At 34.9% G+C, this 18,551-nt stretch carries 15 protein-coding genes; 13 read left to right on the top strand and 2 right to left on the bottom strand.

Annotation, left to right across the window (positions count from 1 at the left end):
* Window positions 1–163 precede the first annotated feature (163 nt).
* On the bottom strand, window positions 164–2,428 hold the full coding sequence (locus tag HMPREF2811_RS02045) for a glycogen/starch/alpha-glucan phosphorylase (RefSeq protein WP_071407890.1): 2,265 nt from the start codon (window positions 2,426–2,428) through the stop codon (window positions 164–166).
* A gap of 103 nt (window positions 2,429–2,531) precedes the next feature.
* Window positions 2,532–4,118 carry a 4-alpha-glucanotransferase gene (gene malQ, locus HMPREF2811_RS02040; protein ID WP_071407889.1) on the bottom strand — a complete coding sequence of 529 codons (1,587 nt, stop codon included), beginning with the start codon at window positions 4,116–4,118 and terminating at the stop codon, window positions 2,532–2,534.
* 374 nt (window positions 4,119–4,492) lie between these two features.
* On the opposite strand from malQ, the gene atpB reads away from it, so the two are divergent.
* From atpB to priA, 13 genes are all read left to right on the top strand, one after another.
* On the top strand, window positions 4,493–5,212 hold the full coding sequence (gene atpB, locus HMPREF2811_RS02035; RefSeq protein WP_066125331.1) for a F0F1 ATP synthase subunit A: 720 nt from the start codon (window positions 4,493–4,495) through the stop codon (window positions 5,210–5,212).
* A gap of 27 nt (window positions 5,213–5,239) precedes the next feature.
* Complete coding sequence (atpE, locus tag HMPREF2811_RS02030; protein WP_066125333.1) at window positions 5,240–5,452, top strand: F0F1 ATP synthase subunit C; 213 nt, start codon at window positions 5,240–5,242, stop codon at window positions 5,450–5,452.
* 43 nt (window positions 5,453–5,495) lie between these two features.
* Window positions 5,496–6,005 carry a F0F1 ATP synthase subunit B gene (atpF, locus tag HMPREF2811_RS02025; protein ID WP_071407888.1) on the top strand — a complete coding sequence of 170 codons (510 nt, stop codon included), beginning with the start codon at window positions 5,496–5,498 and terminating at the stop codon, window positions 6,003–6,005.
* Window positions 6,002–6,487 (top strand): F0F1 ATP synthase subunit delta, encoded by a 486-nt coding sequence (locus HMPREF2811_RS10985; protein ID WP_084801842.1) that lies wholly within the window; start codon window positions 6,002–6,004, stop codon window positions 6,485–6,487. The genes atpF and HMPREF2811_RS10985 overlap by 4 nt, the downstream gene beginning before the upstream one ends.
* Before the next feature lie 11 nt (window positions 6,488–6,498).
* Entirely contained in the window at window positions 6,499–7,992 is a 1,494-nt protein-coding gene (gene atpA / locus HMPREF2811_RS02015) for a F0F1 ATP synthase subunit alpha (RefSeq protein ID WP_071407887.1), read from the top strand.
* 20 nt (window positions 7,993–8,012) lie between these two features.
* Window positions 8,013–8,936, top strand: a complete 924-nt coding sequence (gene atpG / locus HMPREF2811_RS02010) for an ATP synthase F1 subunit gamma (protein WP_071407886.1) — start codon at window positions 8,013–8,015, stop codon at window positions 8,934–8,936.
* A 17-nt stretch (window positions 8,937–8,953) separates the two neighbouring features.
* The gene (gene atpD, locus HMPREF2811_RS02005; protein ID WP_071407885.1) at window positions 8,954–10,411 is read left to right on the top strand and encodes a F0F1 ATP synthase subunit beta; all 1,458 of its coding nucleotides are present in this window, start codon (window positions 8,954–8,956) and stop codon (window positions 10,409–10,411) included.
* A 13-nt stretch (window positions 10,412–10,424) separates the two neighbouring features.
* Complete coding sequence (gene atpC / locus HMPREF2811_RS02000) at window positions 10,425–10,874, top strand: ATP synthase F1 subunit epsilon (protein WP_246829790.1); 450 nt, start codon at window positions 10,425–10,427, stop codon at window positions 10,872–10,874.
* Between the two features lie 576 nt (window positions 10,875–11,450).
* On the top strand, window positions 11,451–12,692 hold the full coding sequence (locus HMPREF2811_RS01995) for an extracellular solute-binding protein (protein ID WP_071407884.1): 1,242 nt from the start codon (window positions 11,451–11,453) through the stop codon (window positions 12,690–12,692).
* Between the two features lie 92 nt (window positions 12,693–12,784).
* Entirely contained in the window at window positions 12,785–14,092 is a 1,308-nt protein-coding gene (locus HMPREF2811_RS01990; protein ID WP_071407883.1) for a carbohydrate ABC transporter permease, read from the top strand.
* A gap of 5 nt (window positions 14,093–14,097) precedes the next feature.
* Complete coding sequence (locus HMPREF2811_RS01985; protein WP_071407882.1) at window positions 14,098–14,949, top strand: sugar ABC transporter permease; 852 nt, start codon at window positions 14,098–14,100, stop codon at window positions 14,947–14,949.
* A gap of 197 nt (window positions 14,950–15,146) precedes the next feature.
* Entirely contained in the window at window positions 15,147–15,953 is an 807-nt protein-coding gene (locus HMPREF2811_RS01980) for a hypothetical protein (RefSeq protein ID WP_071407881.1), read from the top strand.
* A gap of 169 nt (window positions 15,954–16,122) precedes the next feature.
* The gene (gene priA / locus HMPREF2811_RS01975) at window positions 16,123–18,540 is read left to right on the top strand and encodes a primosomal protein N' (RefSeq protein ID WP_071407880.1); all 2,418 of its coding nucleotides are present in this window, start codon (window positions 16,123–16,125) and stop codon (window positions 18,538–18,540) included.
* The last annotated feature ends 11 nt before the right edge of the window (window positions 18,541–18,551 follow it).

Below are 18,551 nucleotides of genomic sequence, written 5' to 3'. Positions count from 1 at the left end.
CTGTGATACGTACCTGGTTATTCGGCGTTTACGGAACACTCAACTCAATTCGTATGTTACTAAATAAAGAGATAAGACCGGGCAGAAACTTACTTGTTTCCGCCCAGTCTTGTTTTGGGGATTGGTTTGTAGCTGATAAACCAATAGTTTAATTATCTTAAATTTAAGCTTTTTCTAAATGCCAAATATCTTCGTTGTAATCATTGATTGTACGGTCAGAAGAGAAGTAGCCAGCTTTAGCAATATTCACTAATGAGCGACGTAACCAATTTTCACGATCTTCGTATTCTGCATATAATTCTTCTTTAGCATCGATGAATTCTTCTAAGTCAATTAAAGTCATGAACCAGTCTTTATTGATTAATTCATTGTATAGACGAGTTAAGCGTTCTTCATTACCGATTGCCATCATTTCATCACTTACAATAAAATCAACTAAAGGTTTGATTGTTTCACGCTCATAGTAGTCTTTAGCAACATAACCATTGGTGTCATATAATTCGATGATTTCATCACTTAATTTACCAAAGATTTTAATGTTTTCATCGCCAACCAATTCATGAATTTCTACGTTAGCACCGTCCATTGTTCCTAATGTCAAGGCACCGTTTAACATGAATTTCATATTACCTGTACCAGAAGCTTCTTTAGAAGCCAATGAGATTTGTTCTGAAATGTTAGCCGCTGGAATTAAGTAAGTTGCCGCTGTTACATTATAGTTTTCAATCATGACAACTTGTAAGTGAGGGCTCACATCAGGGTCATTAGCAATGATTTCAGATAAGTTTAAGATTAAGTGAATTACATCTTGTGCAATTGTATAAGCTGGTGCTGCTTTACCACCAAAAATGATTGTAATTGGTGTAGCAGGAATTTCACCGTTTTTAATTGCAAAGTATTTATGAATGATATATAAAGCTAACATTTGTTGACGTTTATATTCATGAATTCTCTTAATTTGAACATCAATAATAGAGTGATTGTTAATTTCAACACCTTGTGTTTTTCTTAGGCTTTCTTGTAATTTTATCTTATTATTATGTTTGATATCATTTAAAGCTTTAATAACATTTTCGTCATCAATGTGATCTAATAATGCAGTTAAATCACTGTTATCACGCCACTCAGAACCAATAGTATCATCTAATAATTTTGCTAATTCAGGGTTAGCATCCATAATCCAACGACGGAAGGTAATACCATTCGTTTTGTTATTGAATTTCTCTGGATAAATATCATAGAAATGTTTTAATTCTGAAGCTTTTAAGATTTCAGTATGTAAGGCAGCAACCCCGTTAACACTGTAACCAAAGTGAATCGCAATATGAGCCATATGTACACGGTTTTGTTTATCGATAATTGCGACTGCTTCATTACCAGGATATTCTGATTCAACCACTTCAGCTAATTGTTTAATAATTGGTAATAATTGTGGTGCTACTTCTTCAATATCAGCTAATGGCCATTTTTCTAATGCCTCTGCTAAAATTGTATGGTTAGTATAAGCTGTCATAGAACGAACAATCTTCACTGCTTCATCAAATTCAATACCACGTTCACCTAATAAACGAATTAATTCAGGAATGACAAAAGCAGGGTGAGTATCGTTGATTTGGATAATTGCATAATCTGCTAAGTCATGTAAGTTACTTCCTTTAGCGATTGCTTCATCTAAAACTAATTGTGCACCATTTGATACCATGAAATATTGTTGGTAAATACGTAATAATTCACCTGCATGATCAGAATCATCTGGATATAAGAATAAAGTTAAGTTTTCTAAAATATTACCTTTATCAAAGTTAATACCATCAGTAATAATTTCTGAGTTAACAGAATCTAAGTCGAATAAACGTAGACGGTTTTTCTTCTCTTGTTTGTAACCAGGTACATCAATATCGTAAAGGGTTGATTTTAATTCAAAATCTTTGAATGGCACAACATAAGAATGTTCTGAGCGAATAACCCAGTCGTCACCAACTAACCATGGATCTGGAACAGCTGTTTGTTGATTGTCTTTAAATACTTGACGGAATAAACCAAAGTGATAGTTTAAACCAACACCATCACCATTTAAACCTAATGTTGCGATCGAATCAACGAAGCAGGCTGCTAATCGTCCTAAACCACCGTTTCCTAATGATGGTTCATTTTCCGCTTGCTCGATATCCATCATGTCTTTACCAGCAGCTGTTAATTCTGCTTGTACTTCATCATATAGACCTAAGTTTAATAAGTTATTACTTAATAATTTACCAATTAAAAACTCAGCCGAGAAGTAGTATACTTTTTTCTTGGTGTCATTGGTTGGTTGATTTTTTGATTTGTCACGAACAAGATGTAATAAAACCTTATATAATTCTTGTTCAGTACACTCAGCAACAGTTTTATTGAAAAGTTTGTTTGTATAATTTGATAATAAAGTCATTTGTTTCTCCTTTTAAAATGTAAATTAGATATGTTATTAAAACTATGGTAATTTAACAAAATATTGAATAGTAGAAAATTGTCGATTCCCAAATGAACTAAATTTATTTGTTAGTTTTAGTCTTTGGTTTAGCAGCAACTTTTTTAGTTGATTTGCTTTTTTCTTTTTGAGCAGCTTTAGCTTTTTCTGCTTCTTTTTTTACAATGTTTTGGTTTGCTCTGAAGTAGGTGACGGTATAATCGGTCAACTTCGCTTCAATCGCTTCTGTAATAGCATCTTCTTTCATGCGCCATTTCCAGTTTTTACCAATGGTGGAAGGCTCATTCATACGTGCAGAATTATCTAAGTCTAATAAATCTTGCATCGTGAAAATAACATAATCACTTACTGAAGCAGATAAGGTACGGTTTAGAGCTTCGGCAATGGTTTCATCTTCTTTGCGATTAGAATATTTATCAGCATTATGACGGATATATTCAGGCACTGATTGATACCATCCTGTGATGGTTTCATTATCATGAGTCCCTAAGTAACTAATCGTATTACGCACATAGTTATGTGGTAATTCCATAGAGTCTGTACCATCAAAACCAAATTGTAAGATTTTCATTCCTGGGAAACCAGTAGCATCGCGCATATCAATTACTTCTTGGGTTAAGAAGCCTAAGTCTTCAGCGATAATATTTAAATCGCCTAATTCTTTTTTGATTTGCTTGAATAATTTAACATCTGGACCTTTTTCCCAACGGCCATCAGCAGCAGTAGGGGAGCCAAAAGGCACGGCCCAATAAGATTCAAAACCTCGGAAGTGGTCAATACGAACCATATCATAGATTTTAAAACTTTCTTTCATACGTAGAATCCACCAAGAATATTTATCTTTCTCCATATATTCCCAGTCATAAATTGGGTTCCCCCAATATTGACCGTCATCAGAGAAGTTATCTGGTGGCGTACCTGCAACAACAACCGGCATTTTGAATTCATCGACTTTAAATAGTTTTGAATTCGTCCACATTTCAACAGAGTCAGCTGAAACATAGATTGGCATATCACCAATGATTTGAATATCATTTTCATTGGCATAAGCTTTTAATTGTAACCATTGAGTGAAGAAGAAATATTGAGTTACTTTATGAAACTCAATTTCTTTCACCAATTTTTTACGGTATTCATTTAATGCTTTTTTATCGCGTAAACGAATATCCTCATCCCATTCGGTCCAAGAAACTAAACCGAAATCTTCTTTGATTGCCATATAATCTGCATAGTCTTCTAACCAATGTGCATTTTCGGCAACGAATTGTGTGTATCCTTCTAATTTGCCTCGTTTTAAAAAGTTTGCGACGGCTTTTTCTAAAATAGGACGACGGTTAATGAATATAGTGCCGTAGTCCACATTTTCTGGATCATCACCAAAATTAACTTTTTCATAATCAGCTGGTTCTAAGAGACCTTCTTTACTTAATAGTTCAAAATCAATAAAGTGAGGGTTCCCAGCGATAGCTGAAAATGACTGATAGGGTGAATCACCATAGCTAGTTGTACCTAAAGGAAGGATCTGCCAATAGGTTTGTTTAGTACGAACTAGGAAATCAACAAAGTCATAAGCTGATTGCCCAAATGTACCGATACCAAATTTATTTGGTAATGATGATATATGCATTAAGACGCCACTTGATCGGGTCATAACACGACCTCCTTTAATTTTGTTGTCGCATTCATTATATAAGGAATAAAAAATACTTACAAATGATTTTGGCTTTTTTCTAAATTCTGTTACCGGATAACAGGCTCAAAAGGCGATGATAGCAAGGTTTTCAATTTTAATGAACTGTTGAATGATGACGTAAAAGTTAGTCATTAATTGCCAAAAAGATGTTATCATATCAATATTTTTACATCCTAATTATAACAAAAAAATATTTACTTAACCCCTTTCAAAGTTTGTTTTATAGAAAATTAAGTGGTAAACTAGTTATGGATTTGTGTCATTTTCGAGAAGATAAATGTCAACAAAATTTTATTGACAATAGTCAATTACCAAAAAAAGGAGGGTCACTCTTGGATGAAACGATTGTGTTTGAACTATTAGGTATTTCTTTTGGATTGAACACTTTTTTAGCTATTTTAGCAACTGTCGCTATCGTCACAGTGCTTTGTGTTTGGACATCACATAATTTATCGGTGGATAAACCAAATAAGCCTCAACTATTAATGGAAACAATCATTGAATTTGTTCGAGGCGTAGTGGGGGGAGCAATCGATGATAAAGGGGCACAAAATTATCAATTATTAGGATTGACATTATTGTTATTTATTTTTACCTCTAATATGATAGGTTTACCTTTAATATTACATGTGGGTGAATTATCACTTTGGAGAAGTCCGACAGCCGATCCAATTGTGTGTTTATCGATAGCACTTTTAATGATTTTGTTATCTCATTTCCTAGGGATTACAGAACAAGGAATGAAGGGATATGTGGTGAATGGCTATTTAGAACCTTCAGCATTTTTATTCCCAATAAAATTAGTTGAAGAGTTTACTAATGCTCTGACATTAGCACTTCGTCTATATGGTAATATTTTCGCTGGGGAAGTTTTATTAGGTTTAATTGCTAATTTAGCCAATGCTAAAGGTGTCTTTACATGGGTAATAGGATTACCATTACAAATGGTATGGCAAGGATTTTCAGTATTTATAGGTGCCATTCAATCTTATATATTTGTAACCTTAACAATGGTATATTTGTCGCATAAAGTTGAAAAAGAAGAAATATAGTTTTTAAAGATAAGGAGAATATAAAATATGAACGCTATTGCTGCTGCTATTGCTGTTGCGATTGCTGCTCTTTCTGCATCAATTGGTAATGGTATGGTTATTTCAAAAACAATCGAATCAATTGCACGTCAACCAGAATTAGAGGGTAAATTACGTATGACCATGTTCCTTGGAGTAGGGTTAATTGAAGCGGTGCCGATTATGGCCGTGGTTATCGCCTTTATTTTAGTTTTCAGATAATTAAAATAATTAAGCTGACGATACTAAATGAAGGAGGATTAAAATGTTAATTGTATATGCATCAAGTGGAAACACCGCATTAGGCAATACGATCGTTACGATGATTGCGTTTGTCGCTTTACTAATGATTATTAAGAAATTCACTTGGGAACCTTTTATGTCGATGTTAGCACAACGTCGTCAAATTATCGAAGGAGATTTAGCACAAGCAGCTGAAGAGAAAGCTACGAGTACTAAAGCGAAAGAAGATGCTCAACAAGCATTAAAAGATGCACGTGCGGAAGCCAATCAAATTATCTTAGCAGCTAAAAAACAAAGCTTACAAATTCAAGATAATATGATTAAAGAAGCAAAAGAGGAGATAGCACGTCTTCATGAATCTGCTAATTCAGAAATTGAACAAGATCGTGAACGCATCTTAAATGAAATTAAAAATGAAGTATCTGATATTGCTATTGAAATTGCAGAGAAAATTTTACGCCGTGAAATTAAAGAGGAAGATTACCATAAATTGGTCGATGATTTCATTGCAGGAATGGATGATATAGCATGATGAGTGAAAATGAAACTTTAAATCAAACAAGTGTTAATGCATCGTTAACGCGTAATAAGAAAGTTAAAAACGAAGAAGATGCTTTATTAAAAAAAATCAATCAAGAACGTATTCGTGATTCAATTCAAAAATGGAACGATGATAATCCTGATGCGAATCGTGAGCATTTTGAAGATGAACTTTTAGGAAAAATCATGTTAAACATGATGAATGATGAAGGGACTTCTCTTAAAAAAGAACAAAATCAAAGTGAAATGTTAATGATTACCTCTGCGGTACCTTTAACTGACGAGGAAAAAGAACGCATTGTGCGTAAATTTTTAGATATTACCAAAAAGCCATTACGTCGTATTACGACAGTCGTCGATCCAAGTTTAATTACGGGTGTCCGTATTCAAAGTGAAAGTTACTATTATGAAGTAACGGGTAAAAAGACTTTAAAAGAATTACGACGTCATTTAGATCGTAATTGGCATTATTAGGAGGGATTGAAATGAGTTTAGAAAGATTAGATGAACGTCTTCGTCAACAAATTCGTCAATTCCACAGTGAAGAATTAATTGAAGAAATTGGAACAGTTTCTTACATTGGGGATGGGATTGCCCGTGCTTATGGATTAGAAAATGTCATGGTCGGAGAAATGGTTGAATTTGCTAATGGAACAATTGGGATGGTTCAAAATTTAGAAACCAAAGATGTCGGGATTATTATTTTTGGTGAGTATGTGAATATTCACGAAGGTGATTTAGTCCGTCGTTTACATAAAATCATGGAAGTACCGGTAGGAAATGGCCTATTAGGTCGTGTTATTAATCCTCTAGGTCAAGCGATTGACGGAATTGGTGAAATTGACTATAAAAAAACAAGACCTGTTGAAGCAGATGCGCCAGGAATTATGGAACGTCAAAGTGTTAATGAGCCATTGCAAACAGGTATTAAAGCCATTGACTCTTTAGTACCAATCGGACGTGGTCAACGTGAGTTGATTATTGGGGACCGTAAGACCGGTAAAACATCTTTAGCGATTGATACGATTTTAAATCAAAAAGGACAAGATGTTATTTGTATTTATGTCGCGATTGGTCAAAAAGAATCAACTGTAAAAAACATTGTGACGACATTGCAAGCACATGGTGCGATGGACTATTCAATTGTAATGAGTGCAAGTGCTTCACAACCGGCGCCATTACTTTATTTAGCACCATACTCTGCAACGGCAATGGCCGAAGAATTTATGTATGAAGGCAAGCATGTTTTAATTATTTACGATGATTTATCAAAACAAGCAGCGGCTTATCGGGAAATGAGTTTATTATTAAAACGTCCACCAGGTCGTGAAGCTTACCCTGGAGATGTTTTCTATTTACACTCTCGTTTATTGGAGCGTTCTGCAAAATTATCTGATAAGTTAGGTGGAGGATCTATTACCTCACTGCCAATAGTTGAAACGCAAGCAGGAGATATTTCGGCTTATATTCCAACGAATGTCATCTCCATTACCGATGGACAAATATTCTTGGAAAGTGATTTATTCCACTCTGGTGTCAGACCCGCAATTAATGCCGGTTTATCGGTATCGCGTGTTGGTGGATCGGCACAATTAAAACCAATGAAACAAGTGTCCGGTACTTTACGAATTGATTTAGCTAGTTACCGTGAATTAGAAGCCTTTACACAATTCGGTTCAGACTTAGATGCTTTAACACAACAAAAATTAAATCGAGGACGTAGAACGGTTGAAGTGTTAAAACAACCTTTACATAAACCAGTAAGTGTTGAAAAACAAATCATTTTATTCTACGCCTTAAATCATGGCTATCTTGATAGTGTTGGGATTGATAAACTAAAAGAGTATGAACAATCACTCTATAATTTCTTAGAAGAACGTTATGATGTTGTTTTACGTGATATTAGTCGCAACCATCGAATGCCTGAAGAAGATTTATTACAAACCATTTTAGAAGAACATTCTCAAATAGCACAATAGATTTAGAAAGAGGTAGTGGTATGTCATTAAACCAAATAAAAAAGAGAATCGACTCCACTCGCAAAACAGCTCAAATTACCAAAGCGATGCAGATGGTATCTGCTTCTAAATATAATAAAATGGTGCAAACTTCGAGTCGTTATTTTACTTATGGCCAAAAATTAAAGAAAATGGTTGCCCGTTTAGGTAAACAACAATTTGATTTATTAGATGATGGTGTACCGATGGATGTCAATGAAGTAAAAGATATTGATTTTCATGATATGTTAATTGAAAGACCGATTAAGAAAACCGGTTATTTAATTATTACATCAGATAAAGGTTTAGCAGGTGGCTACAATCATTCGATTTTAAAAGCAACCGAAACGATGTTTAAACAAGACCATCAAGATAAAAGCGAAGTGGTAGTGTTAGCAATAGGGGAACCAATCGCAAAATTCTGTCGCGATGAAGGGTATGAAGTCGCTTATGAAATTCATAATTTAACCGATCACCCTAGCTTTTTTGAAGTGTCGAAGATTGTAAAAAAAGCGGTCGAATTGTTTAAAGAACAAGTCTTTGATGCCTTATATGTTTGTTATAACCATCATATTAATCCAATGACTTCTCAATTTCGGGCTGAACAAATTTTACCCATTACCGATTTAGAGTTAGAGGAAGAATTAGAAAATACCGAAACAGAAGTTGAGTTTTTAATTGAACCTTCTGAAAGCGAACTACTAGATGTATTATTGCCTCAATACGCTGAAAGTCAAATATATGGTGCGATTATTGATGCAAAAACATCTGAACATGCTAGTCGTATGAGTGCGATGCGTAGTGCGACGGATAATGCAGAGGAAATGATTGAAAATTTAAAACAACAATATAATCAAAAAAGACAATTAAAAGTAACGAATGAAATTATTGAAATAATTAGCGGTGCACAAGCACTGAATGATTAGAAGGAGGAATGTTGTACATGCGAATTGGTCGTATTGAACAAGTTATTGGACCCGTAGTCGATGTCACTTTCCCAATTGAAAATGGTGGTCCTGACATTCATAATGCATTAATTGTAACGAACGCTGATATGGCGGATGTAATGCAAGAAAATATTTCGGATGAAGAAAAATTATTAACCTTAGAAGTTGCACTGGATTTAGGTCATGGAATGGTCCGGACAATTGCGATGGAATCAACCGATGGTTTGGAACGCGGAATGACAGTTGTGGATTATTTAACACCGATTAAAGTGCCAGTCGGCGAAGCCACTTTAGGTAGAGTATTCAATGTCTTAGGTGAGACAATTGATGAACTAGAACCGGTTGGCGACGATGTTGAACGCAAAAGTATTCATCGTGAAGCGCCTAAGTATGAAGACTTAGATAATAGTTTTCATGTTTTAGAAACCGGAATTAAGGTTATCGATTTATTAGCTCCTTATATTAAAGGGGGAAAAATCGGTTTATTCGGTGGTGCTGGTGTTGGTAAAACGGTCTTAATTCAAGAATTAATTCATAATATTGCAGAACAATTAGGAGGTATCTCAGTTTTCACTGGGGTTGGAGAACGTACCCGTGAAGGGAATGACCTCGTTTTTGAAATGCGTGAGTCAGGTGTAAGCAAGAAGACGGCCATGGTTTTTGGTCAAATGAATGAACCACCAGGAGCACGTATGCGTGTGGTCTTAACAGGACTTACAATGGCGGAGTATTTCCGTGACGAATTGAAACAAGATGTCTTATTATTTATTGATAATATTTATCGTTTTACTCAAGCGGGTTCAGAAGTGTCAGCCTTATTAGGTCGGATGCCTTCAGCGGTAGGGTATCAACCAACTTTAGCTAGTGAAATGGGACAAATGCAAGAACGAATTACGTCAACGAAGCACGGCTCCATTACATCAATCCAAGCGGTATATGTGCCAGCCGATGACTATACGGACCCTGCTCCTGCGACAACCTTTGCCCATCTAGATGCGACTACCAACTTAGAGCGTCATTTAGCAGAACAAGGGATTTACCCAGCTGTTGACCCATTGGCATCCACTTCAAGTGCTTTATCTGAAGAAATAGTGGGTCTGCGTCATTATGAAATTGCCCGTCAAGTGCAAACTGTTTTACAACGTTACCGTGAATTGCAAGATATCATTGCCATTTTAGGGATTGATGAATTATCAGATGAGGAAAAAATCACGGTGAAAAGAGCCCGTCGTATCCAATATTTCTTATCGCAAAACTTCCATGTGGCTGAAGCTTTTACTGGTTTACCAGGATCATTTGTCACTATTCAAGAAACACTAGATGGCTTCGAGGGTATTCTAAATGGTAAATACGATACTCTTCCAGAAGAAGCTTTCCGTAATGTTGGTAATATTGATCAAGTGATAGAAAAAGCAAAAAAATTAGGTGCAAATCTACCGGAAGAATTAGAATAAGGAAGTGAATGAATTGGCAAATAATGAAAATAATAGTCGTCCATATATGACTGTGACCATTTCATCACCTGATGGTATTATCTATGAACACCGTTCCTATGGTTGTAATGTGAAGACAACCCAAGGCGGATTGACCATTATGCCGAATCATATTCCTATTTTAACGCCATTAGTCATTTCGGCTGTTAAAGTAACACGAGTGGAAGATGGAGAACCGGTTGATTATATTGCGATTAATGGTGGCATTCTATCAATGGCGAACAATCAATTAGAAATCATTTCTAATTATGCTGTTCGTGCTCGTGACATTGATGAAGCAGCTGTTGAAATTCAAAAACAACAAGCTGAAGAAGATATGGCTGCCGCCTTAAGGGAGAAAGATTCTCGTAAATTTAAACGAGCAAAAATTTCACTAGAAAGAGCCATCAATAAAATTGCCGTTAGTCAACATCGTCGTTTATAAGATGATGATGAGTTGCTAATAGCGACTCTCGATGTTTAAGCAGCAAAGGGTGGTTAACACATAAGGTGTTGATCACTACTTAATACAACGACAAAATAAAAGCTTAGAAATTAGGCGCAAAAATTTTAAATTTTTGATTCCCAGTCTTTAATTGAGGCTGCAGTCGTTGTGAGGTCTTAAACCAGGTCTTAAAGAGTTTGGGCAGACAAAACAAGACTATTCATGTTCGACTTCTGGTCCATTCCCAAGTGTGGGGGGGTGGGTAAGCAATCTAAAACCAAAAGATTTTAGAATGCTTACTCACTTTTTTTTTTTTTTTGCGCTGATGAAAATGGATGATAATTTATTCGTATAAAGCAAAACAAGCAATTTGTTTCTTGAAACAAACCAAATCTTTTCATAATAATACGATTAATTGGCTACATATTAAATGAAGTCACAATAGAATAACCGGCTTTACTAGTGATTATCATTCTGTTACCGTTAACAGAATTAAAAACCTATTGTATTATTTCCAATTATATTAGATAATATAGTTAAGAAAGCGATTTACGCAATATTTAGGAGGTTTCAATTATGAAATTGAATTTGAAAAAATTGGCAATTGGTACTTTGTCTACTGTTACAGCTTTAACTACATTAGTGTCAACTGGTGTATTAGTTGCTGATGCTCAAGAAGAAACATTAGTTGTTTCTGCAGCTGGAGAATATGACTATGTTAAAAATCACATCGCTAAATTCGAAGAAGAATATGGTGTGAAAGTAGAATTATTAGATGCTGATATGTTTGAAAAAGTAGATGGTTTAGCATTAGATGGTCCTGCTGGAACTGCTCCAGATGTTTTAATTGCACCATATGACCGTATCGGTTCATTAGCTCAAACAGGTTTAATTAACGAAGTAACGTTAAACGAAGAAGCAGGTTATGATGATACAGATAAACAACAAGTATCAACGGATGGTGTTGTTTATGGTGCGCCTGCTGTTATCGAAACAATTGTTTTATACTACAACAAAGACTTACTACCTGAAGCGCCAAAAACTTTTGATGAATTACGTGAGTTAACTAAGGATGAAAAATATGCTTTTGCTGGTGAAGATGGAAAATCTACAGCGTTCCTAGCACAATGGACTAACTTCTACCATAGTTATGGTTTATTAGCTGGTTATGGTGGTTATGTATTCGGTGAAGACGGAACTAACTACGAAGACTTAGGATTAAACTCTGAAGGGGCAGTAGAAGGTATTAACTATGCGGTGGACTGGTTCCAAAATGTATGGCCACAAGGTATGTTAGATGTTTCGTCAGTAAGTGACTTTGTAATGCAACAATTTACTGATGGTAAAGCTGCTGCGATTATTGACGGACCATGGCAAGCTGCTGCAATTAAAGAAGCAGGCGTGAACTTTGGTGTTGCTAAGATCCCTACATTACCAAATGGTGAAGAATACAAACCATTTGCTGGTGGTAAAGGTTGGGTAGTTTCAGCATTTACTGACAAACAAGAATTAGCACAAGAGTTCTTAAATTGGGTAACATCTGAAGAAATGCAAACGGCTATGTACGAAGAAAGTGGACAAATCCCTGCTAACCAAGTAGCTCGTAAAGTTGCTGCTGAAGCTGGTAATGAATTAACAACTGCGGTTATCGATGTTTATTCAAATGCTGTACCAATGCCAAACATTCCACAAATGAGTGAAGTATGGACAGGTGCTGAAAACTTAATGTTCGATGCTGGTTCTGGTAATAAATCAGCTCAAGAAGCTGCTGATGCTGCTGTTGAATTAATCAAACAATCAATCGAACAAAAGTATTAAAATTTCGTGAATCGTAAATTTTTATCTGGCAGAGGTTGATCTTCTGCCAGATATTAATAGTTAAACAGCATTTTATTTAAAGGAGTGATTTTATGAGTCAGACAGCCAAAAAACAAAATCCGACATTAGCGATGCTCTTGTCGTTGATTCCAGGACTAGGTCAAATATATAATAAACAATTGATTAAAGGTTTAACCTTTTTAGGAATTACCGGGTTGTTTGTTTATGAATTAGTAAGTTTTGGTTTTGGTGCGTTGACTGACTTTATTACATTAGGGGATACTCCGGGGGTAAAAGGTGATAACTCCCTATTCTTAATGATTATTGGTACTTTACAAATTATCATTACGATCGTATTCTTAATTTTCTTGATTTTCAATATGATGGATGCCAAACGCATTGCGAATCTTTGGAATGAAGGATTTAAAGTTAATCAAACATTTAAAGAACATATAGATAATATTTTAGATAATGGGTTCCCTTATTTATTAATTGTCCCGGCATATATTTTTATGACTTTTGCTATTATTTTCCCGGTTTTAGTAACGTTATTTACAGCATTTTTAAATTATGATTTTAAAAATATGCCACCAGCTAAATTATTAGACTGGATTGGGTTTGCAAATTTCGCGAATATCTTTACATTAAGCACTTTTAGAGATGCCTTTACATCCGTTTTTATGTGGACGTTAATTTGGACATTGTGTGCGACTACTTTACAAATTGTTCTCGGTATTTTCACAGCTGTTGTAGCTCACCAACCGTTTATTAAATTCAAACGTATTTTTGGGGTAATTTTCTTATTACCATGGGCTGTGCCAGCGTTTATTACGATTTTAACTTTCTCAAATATGTTTAATGACTCGATTGGTGCGATGAATACACAAGTGATACCGTTTATCAATAAATTAATTCCATTTGTTGAGATTGGAAAGATCGCTTGGAAAACCAACCCGTTTTGGACCAAAGTTGCGATTATTATGGTTCAAGGTTGGCTAGGATTCCCTTATATTTATGTTATGGTAACTAGTATTCTTCAATCTATCTCCGAAGATTTATATGAGGCAGCCAAAATTGATGGAGCGAATGCTTTTAAACGTTTCACATCGATTACTTTACCTGTAATTTTCTCTGTTGCTGCTCCAACATTTTTAACTCAATATACAGGTAACTTTAATAACTTTACGATGATCTATCTATTTAACAATGGTGGACCTGGATCAGTGGGTGGCGGCGCTGGTGCAACCGACATTTTAATTTCATGGATCTATAAGTTAACAACTGGAACTTCACCGCAATTCTCATTTGCGGCAGCCTTGACACTGATTATTTCAGTGGTGGTTATTTCAGTATCGTTAATCGTCTTCAAACGCACAAAAGCTTTTGAAATGGAGGGATAATCAACATGAAAAAATTATTTGCATCTGCCAAATTCAAAAAGTTTTTGGGACAATTCTTTACATATTTTTATATGATTCTCTTATCGATTATCATTATTTATCCATTATTAATTACAATTAGTTCGGCTTTTAGAGCAGGTAATATTACCGCATTTGATCTAAATTTTAATTCAAAATGGACCTTAAATCATTTTAAACGATTATTTGAAGAGACCTATTATTTACAATGGTACAAAAACACTCTAATTGTTGCGATTAGTACCATGGTCGTTCAAGTTATGGCAGTAACCCTAGCTGGTTATGCTTATAGTCGATACAATTTCTTTGGTCGTAAAAATAGTTTAATGTTCTTCTTAATTGTGCAAATGGTTCCGACGATGGCAGCCTTAACAGCCTTCTTCGTAATGGCACTCTTGATGAAAGCTATTAACCAATTCTGGTTCCTATCCTTAATTTATATTGGTGGCGGTATTCCAATGAATACTTGGTTAATGAAAGGGTACTTTGATACCGTTCCTTATGATTTAGACGAATCAGCCAATTTAGACGGTGCAGGACATTTTAGAAGATTCTGGCAAATTGTGTTACCATTAGTGCGTCCAATGATTGCTGTCCAAGCTTTATGGGCATTTATGGGACCATTCGGAGACTTTATGTTATCTAAATTCTTATTACGTAAAGAAGAATTATATACATTAGCTCCAGGTTTACAAACCTTTATCAATGACCAACGTAACCAAAAAGTAGCATTGTTTGCGGCCGGTTCTATTTTAATTGCCGTGCCAATTTCCATTCTTTTCTTTGTCTTACAAAAAAACTTTGTTACTGGCTTAACTAAGGGTGGAACAAAAGGTTAATCAATCGAATGTTTGGATGTTTAAAATAATCAGTATTTCACTGCTTTGTATTTTTTAAGAAGTACAAACAAGCATTGATTTGATATTTGTTAATGATATAAAAGTGGGCAGACGAAGTGAAAAATCTTTTGATTTTCTACTTCATGTCCACTTTTTTCTTTTTTTAGTGATATAATAGGTAAAATGAGGTGAGTATAATGAACAAAGCATTTCCAATTAATTATTTTACAAATATATTTTCAGCGAAAAAAATTTTTAAAAATCGTCAACAATTAGCTTGGTGGCAAATTGTGTTAATTATTTTATTACTGAATGGTCTAATGTTAATGCCATTATCGGTTCAATTAGGTAAAATCCAATCGGCTAACTTGAATGATTTTGTACCAAATGCGCTAGCGACAATGAACAATGAAACAGTTCAACAATTTAACCAAATGGTAACAGAGGGAACAGTTGATAGAACAAGTCAATTTATACCTTCTATCAATGAGGTAGAGAGTGATTCTCTAGTAGAAAACTCCATATTAATTGCTCCAGATGGCTTTATTATTAAAGAAGGAAAGAATCCAGAGATTAAACAAACCTATAATGAAGAGCTACCATTAACCACGGTGGCAGACAAAGAAGCACTAATTGCTTTATTATCTCAACATTGGTTCCAAGCCAATCGTTTATCGATTGTGTTAACTAATTTTATTAATGTATGGTTTTTAATGTTTTTTAACTTCGTCGGTTTATTATTAGGGACAGCCTTTTTACTTTGGTTAACGAAGTTTGGAAAAATATTTACAATTGCTAACTTTAATGAGGCCTTACAGCTATCACTAAATACCTTTGGAGTTCCCACTTTGGTAGCGATGATAATAGGCTTCTTAGTGAAAGATCCTAATGTGATGGCATTAACACAAAGTACGCTTTATATTTTACTGCTGTTATGGGTTTATTGGAAAACGCATTTTAATGATTATTATGTAGAAACAGCGAATAAAATTTCTGTATTATAAAATATTTCTTTAAACTATCCTTTGTACTATTATGAGGGTAGTTTTTATTATGGTTAAATGTATTGTTAATTAAGATAATTTGCTGGTTTTTTTTCTAGGCAAACGTATATATATCTATATTTAAATGGCTTTTTGTGATAGCATATATAGTTATGAAGGTGGTGATTTAATGCTTGCTAAAGTGATTATCGATATTCCAGTCGCTCAAGTTAATCGAGAATTTGACTATTTAGTCCCCGAACAGTGGGAAGAAGCCATTCAATTAGGCATGCGTGTTGAAGTGCCTTTTGGTCCAAGGCAATTACTGGGATTTGTGGTTGGTTTTTCAGATGAAACTAATTTTACTGGAACATTGAAACCAATTAGCAAATTATTAGATTATCGTAGTTTTTTGAATCAAGAATTAATCGAATTAAGTGACTACTTAGCTAATCATTTGCAGGCCTTTAGAATTGCTGTTTTACAAACGATGTTACCTAATTTATTAAAAGTAAAATACGAATCGTACTTTTTAATTCATAATCAAGATCAAATCCAAGGCTTGACAAATACTTACATCGAAGACATTGAGATTGAAAAATCGCTACTAGAAACGATGTTAACACCTAATCAAATAAAGGCATTAATTGATCAAGACGCTATTGAACTAGAAAATCGAGTCTTAGATCGAAAAACAACCAAAAGGATACAAGTAATTGATAAAGTTTTGGATGAACAACAATATAAAGCCGCTTATGAAACTTTAAGCAAAGGCGCTAAAAAACAACAACAATTGCTTGACTATTTAATCAATCATCCGAAAATATCTTATCCAATTGCGATCCAAGAGTTTTGTCAAATAACCGGTCTCAGTCGCGCGGTTGTTAATACCGCCATTGATAAGGGATGGTTAATCAAATCTGAAGTAGCTGTTTACCGTAATCCATTAAAGGACCAGGAATTTCTGCAAACGACAGCCAAAACATTAAGACCCAATCAACAAAACGCCTATGATACTATTGTAGCATCCGTAGAAAAACGGCAAGCTAACACCTTTCTATTGGAAGGCGTTACCGGTAGTGGCAAGACTGAAGTGTATTTACAATTAATGGAAAAAGCCCGTCAACAAGGTCAGTCGGCTTTATTATTAGTACCAGAAATCGCCTTGACTCCACAAATGGTCAATCGAGTAGTAGGCAGATTCCAAGAAGGAGTGGCAGTTTTACATTCGGGTTTGTCCACTACGGAAAAATACGATGAATGGCAGCGGATTATTAAAGGTGAGGCAACGATTGTGGTAGGAGCACGTTCTTCAATTTTTGCACCATTGAATAATATTGGTATTATCATCATTGATGAAGAACATGAAACGACTTATAAACAATCCGATAATCCACGTTATCACGCGCGTGATGTTGCTTTATGGCGCAGTCAATACCATCAATGTCCTGTGGTTTTAGGGAGTGCTACCCCATCTTTAGAAAGTCGTGCTCGAGCTCAGGTGAACCATTATCAACTCGTTATGATGAGTGAACGAGCAAACTTTTCTGAATTACCGGAAGTAGAATTAATCGATATGACCAAAGTCTTAGCTTCTAAGACTTTTACCGAGATATCGCCACCATTACAACAAGCAATCGAGCAAGCCATCAGTCAAGAACAACAAATTGTATTGTTATTAAATCGTCGTGGTTATGCATCCTATATGCAATGTCGCGAATGTGGATATGTCGTTCAATGTCCACGTTGTGATATTTCTCTGACCTATCATAAGAGTGAGAACCGAATGAAATGCCATTATTGTGATTTTCAACAAATAGTACCAACTGAATGTCCTCAATGTGGCAGTTCACATATTCGCAGTTTAGGTTCTGGAACTCAAAAAATTGAAGAGACTTTAACAGAATTAATTCCATATGCGCGTATTTTACGCATGGATAATGATACAACTAGAAGAAAAGGGGACCATGAAAGAATTTTAAGACAATTTGCTAATAGAGAAGCCGATATTTTATTAGGGACACAAATGATTGCTAAGGGACTTGATTTTGAAAATGTTACTTTAGTCGGTGTGATTAATGCGGATACCGCCCTTAATATACCGGATTTTCGTTCGGGAGAGAAAACCTTTCAATTATTAACGCAAGTAGCAGGGCGAACCGGACGTGGTCAATTAAAAGGGAAAGTCATCATTCAAACGTACAATCCCGATCATTATGTAATGCAATTGGTGAAAACACACGATTATGAAGATTTCTTTAAATACGAAATGAAACGTCGTCATATTGGGAATTATCCCCCTTATTATTATACAACGTTAGTCACTGTCTCAAGTAAAAATCAAGGGATGGCCGAACGAAAAATTCACCAGTTAAAACAATTATTATCTAATCCATCTTTGGAACAACAACAACAATTACTATTGTTAGGACCATCAAGAGGCGCCATTGCCCGTATCAACGACGTTTATTATTTTCAATTGTTACTAAAGTATAAAGATAAGCAATTCATTCAAAATAAAATCAGTGAAATTGTTAATCAAGCTCAAAATGAATCACGGCAAGGTCTTTATGTTTCAATTGACCATGAACCTTATCATTTTATTTAGAGGAGGTAAAT

The organism is Globicatella sp. HMSC072A10 (genome assembly GCF_001811625.1).
GTDB lineage: Bacteria > Bacillota > Bacilli > Lactobacillales > Aerococcaceae > Globicatella > Globicatella sanguinis.
Note: the sequence above shows the minus strand (reverse complement) of the source record. Positions and strands in the feature narration are given on the sequence as shown.

Coding starts and splice junctions, on each gene's coding strand:
- atpF (WP_071407888.1), top strand. CDS start 5,496: ATGTTAATTGTATATGCATCAAGTGGAAACACCGCATTAGGCAATACG.
- HMPREF2811_RS01985 (WP_071407882.1), top strand. CDS start 14,098: ATGAAAAAATTATTTGCATCTGCCAAATTCAAAAAGTTTTTGGGACAA.
- HMPREF2811_RS01995 (WP_071407884.1), top strand. CDS start 11,451: ATGAAATTGAATTTGAAAAAATTGGCAATTGGTACTTTGTCTACTGTT.
- HMPREF2811_RS01980 (WP_071407881.1), top strand. CDS start 15,147: ATGAACAAAGCATTTCCAATTAATTATTTTACAAATATATTTTCAGCG.
- atpA (WP_071407887.1), top strand. CDS start 6,499: ATGAGTTTAGAAAGATTAGATGAACGTCTTCGTCAACAAATTCGTCAA.
- atpE (WP_066125333.1), top strand. CDS start 5,240: ATGAACGCTATTGCTGCTGCTATTGCTGTTGCGATTGCTGCTCTTTCT.
- HMPREF2811_RS02045 (WP_071407890.1), bottom strand. CDS start 2,428: ATGACTTTATTATCAAATTATACAAACAAACTTTTCAATAAAACTGTT.
- atpG (WP_071407886.1), top strand. CDS start 8,013: ATGTCATTAAACCAAATAAAAAAGAGAATCGACTCCACTCGCAAAACA.
- malQ (WP_071407889.1), bottom strand. CDS start 4,118: ATGACCCGATCAAGTGGCGTCTTAATGCATATATCATCATTACCAAAT.
- atpD (WP_071407885.1), top strand. CDS start 8,954: ATGCGAATTGGTCGTATTGAACAAGTTATTGGACCCGTAGTCGATGTC.
- priA (WP_071407880.1), top strand. CDS start 16,123: ATGCTTGCTAAAGTGATTATCGATATTCCAGTCGCTCAAGTTAATCGA.
- HMPREF2811_RS01990 (WP_071407883.1), top strand. CDS start 12,785: ATGAGTCAGACAGCCAAAAAACAAAATCCGACATTAGCGATGCTCTTG.
- HMPREF2811_RS10985 (WP_084801842.1), top strand. CDS start 6,002: ATGATGAGTGAAAATGAAACTTTAAATCAAACAAGTGTTAATGCATCG.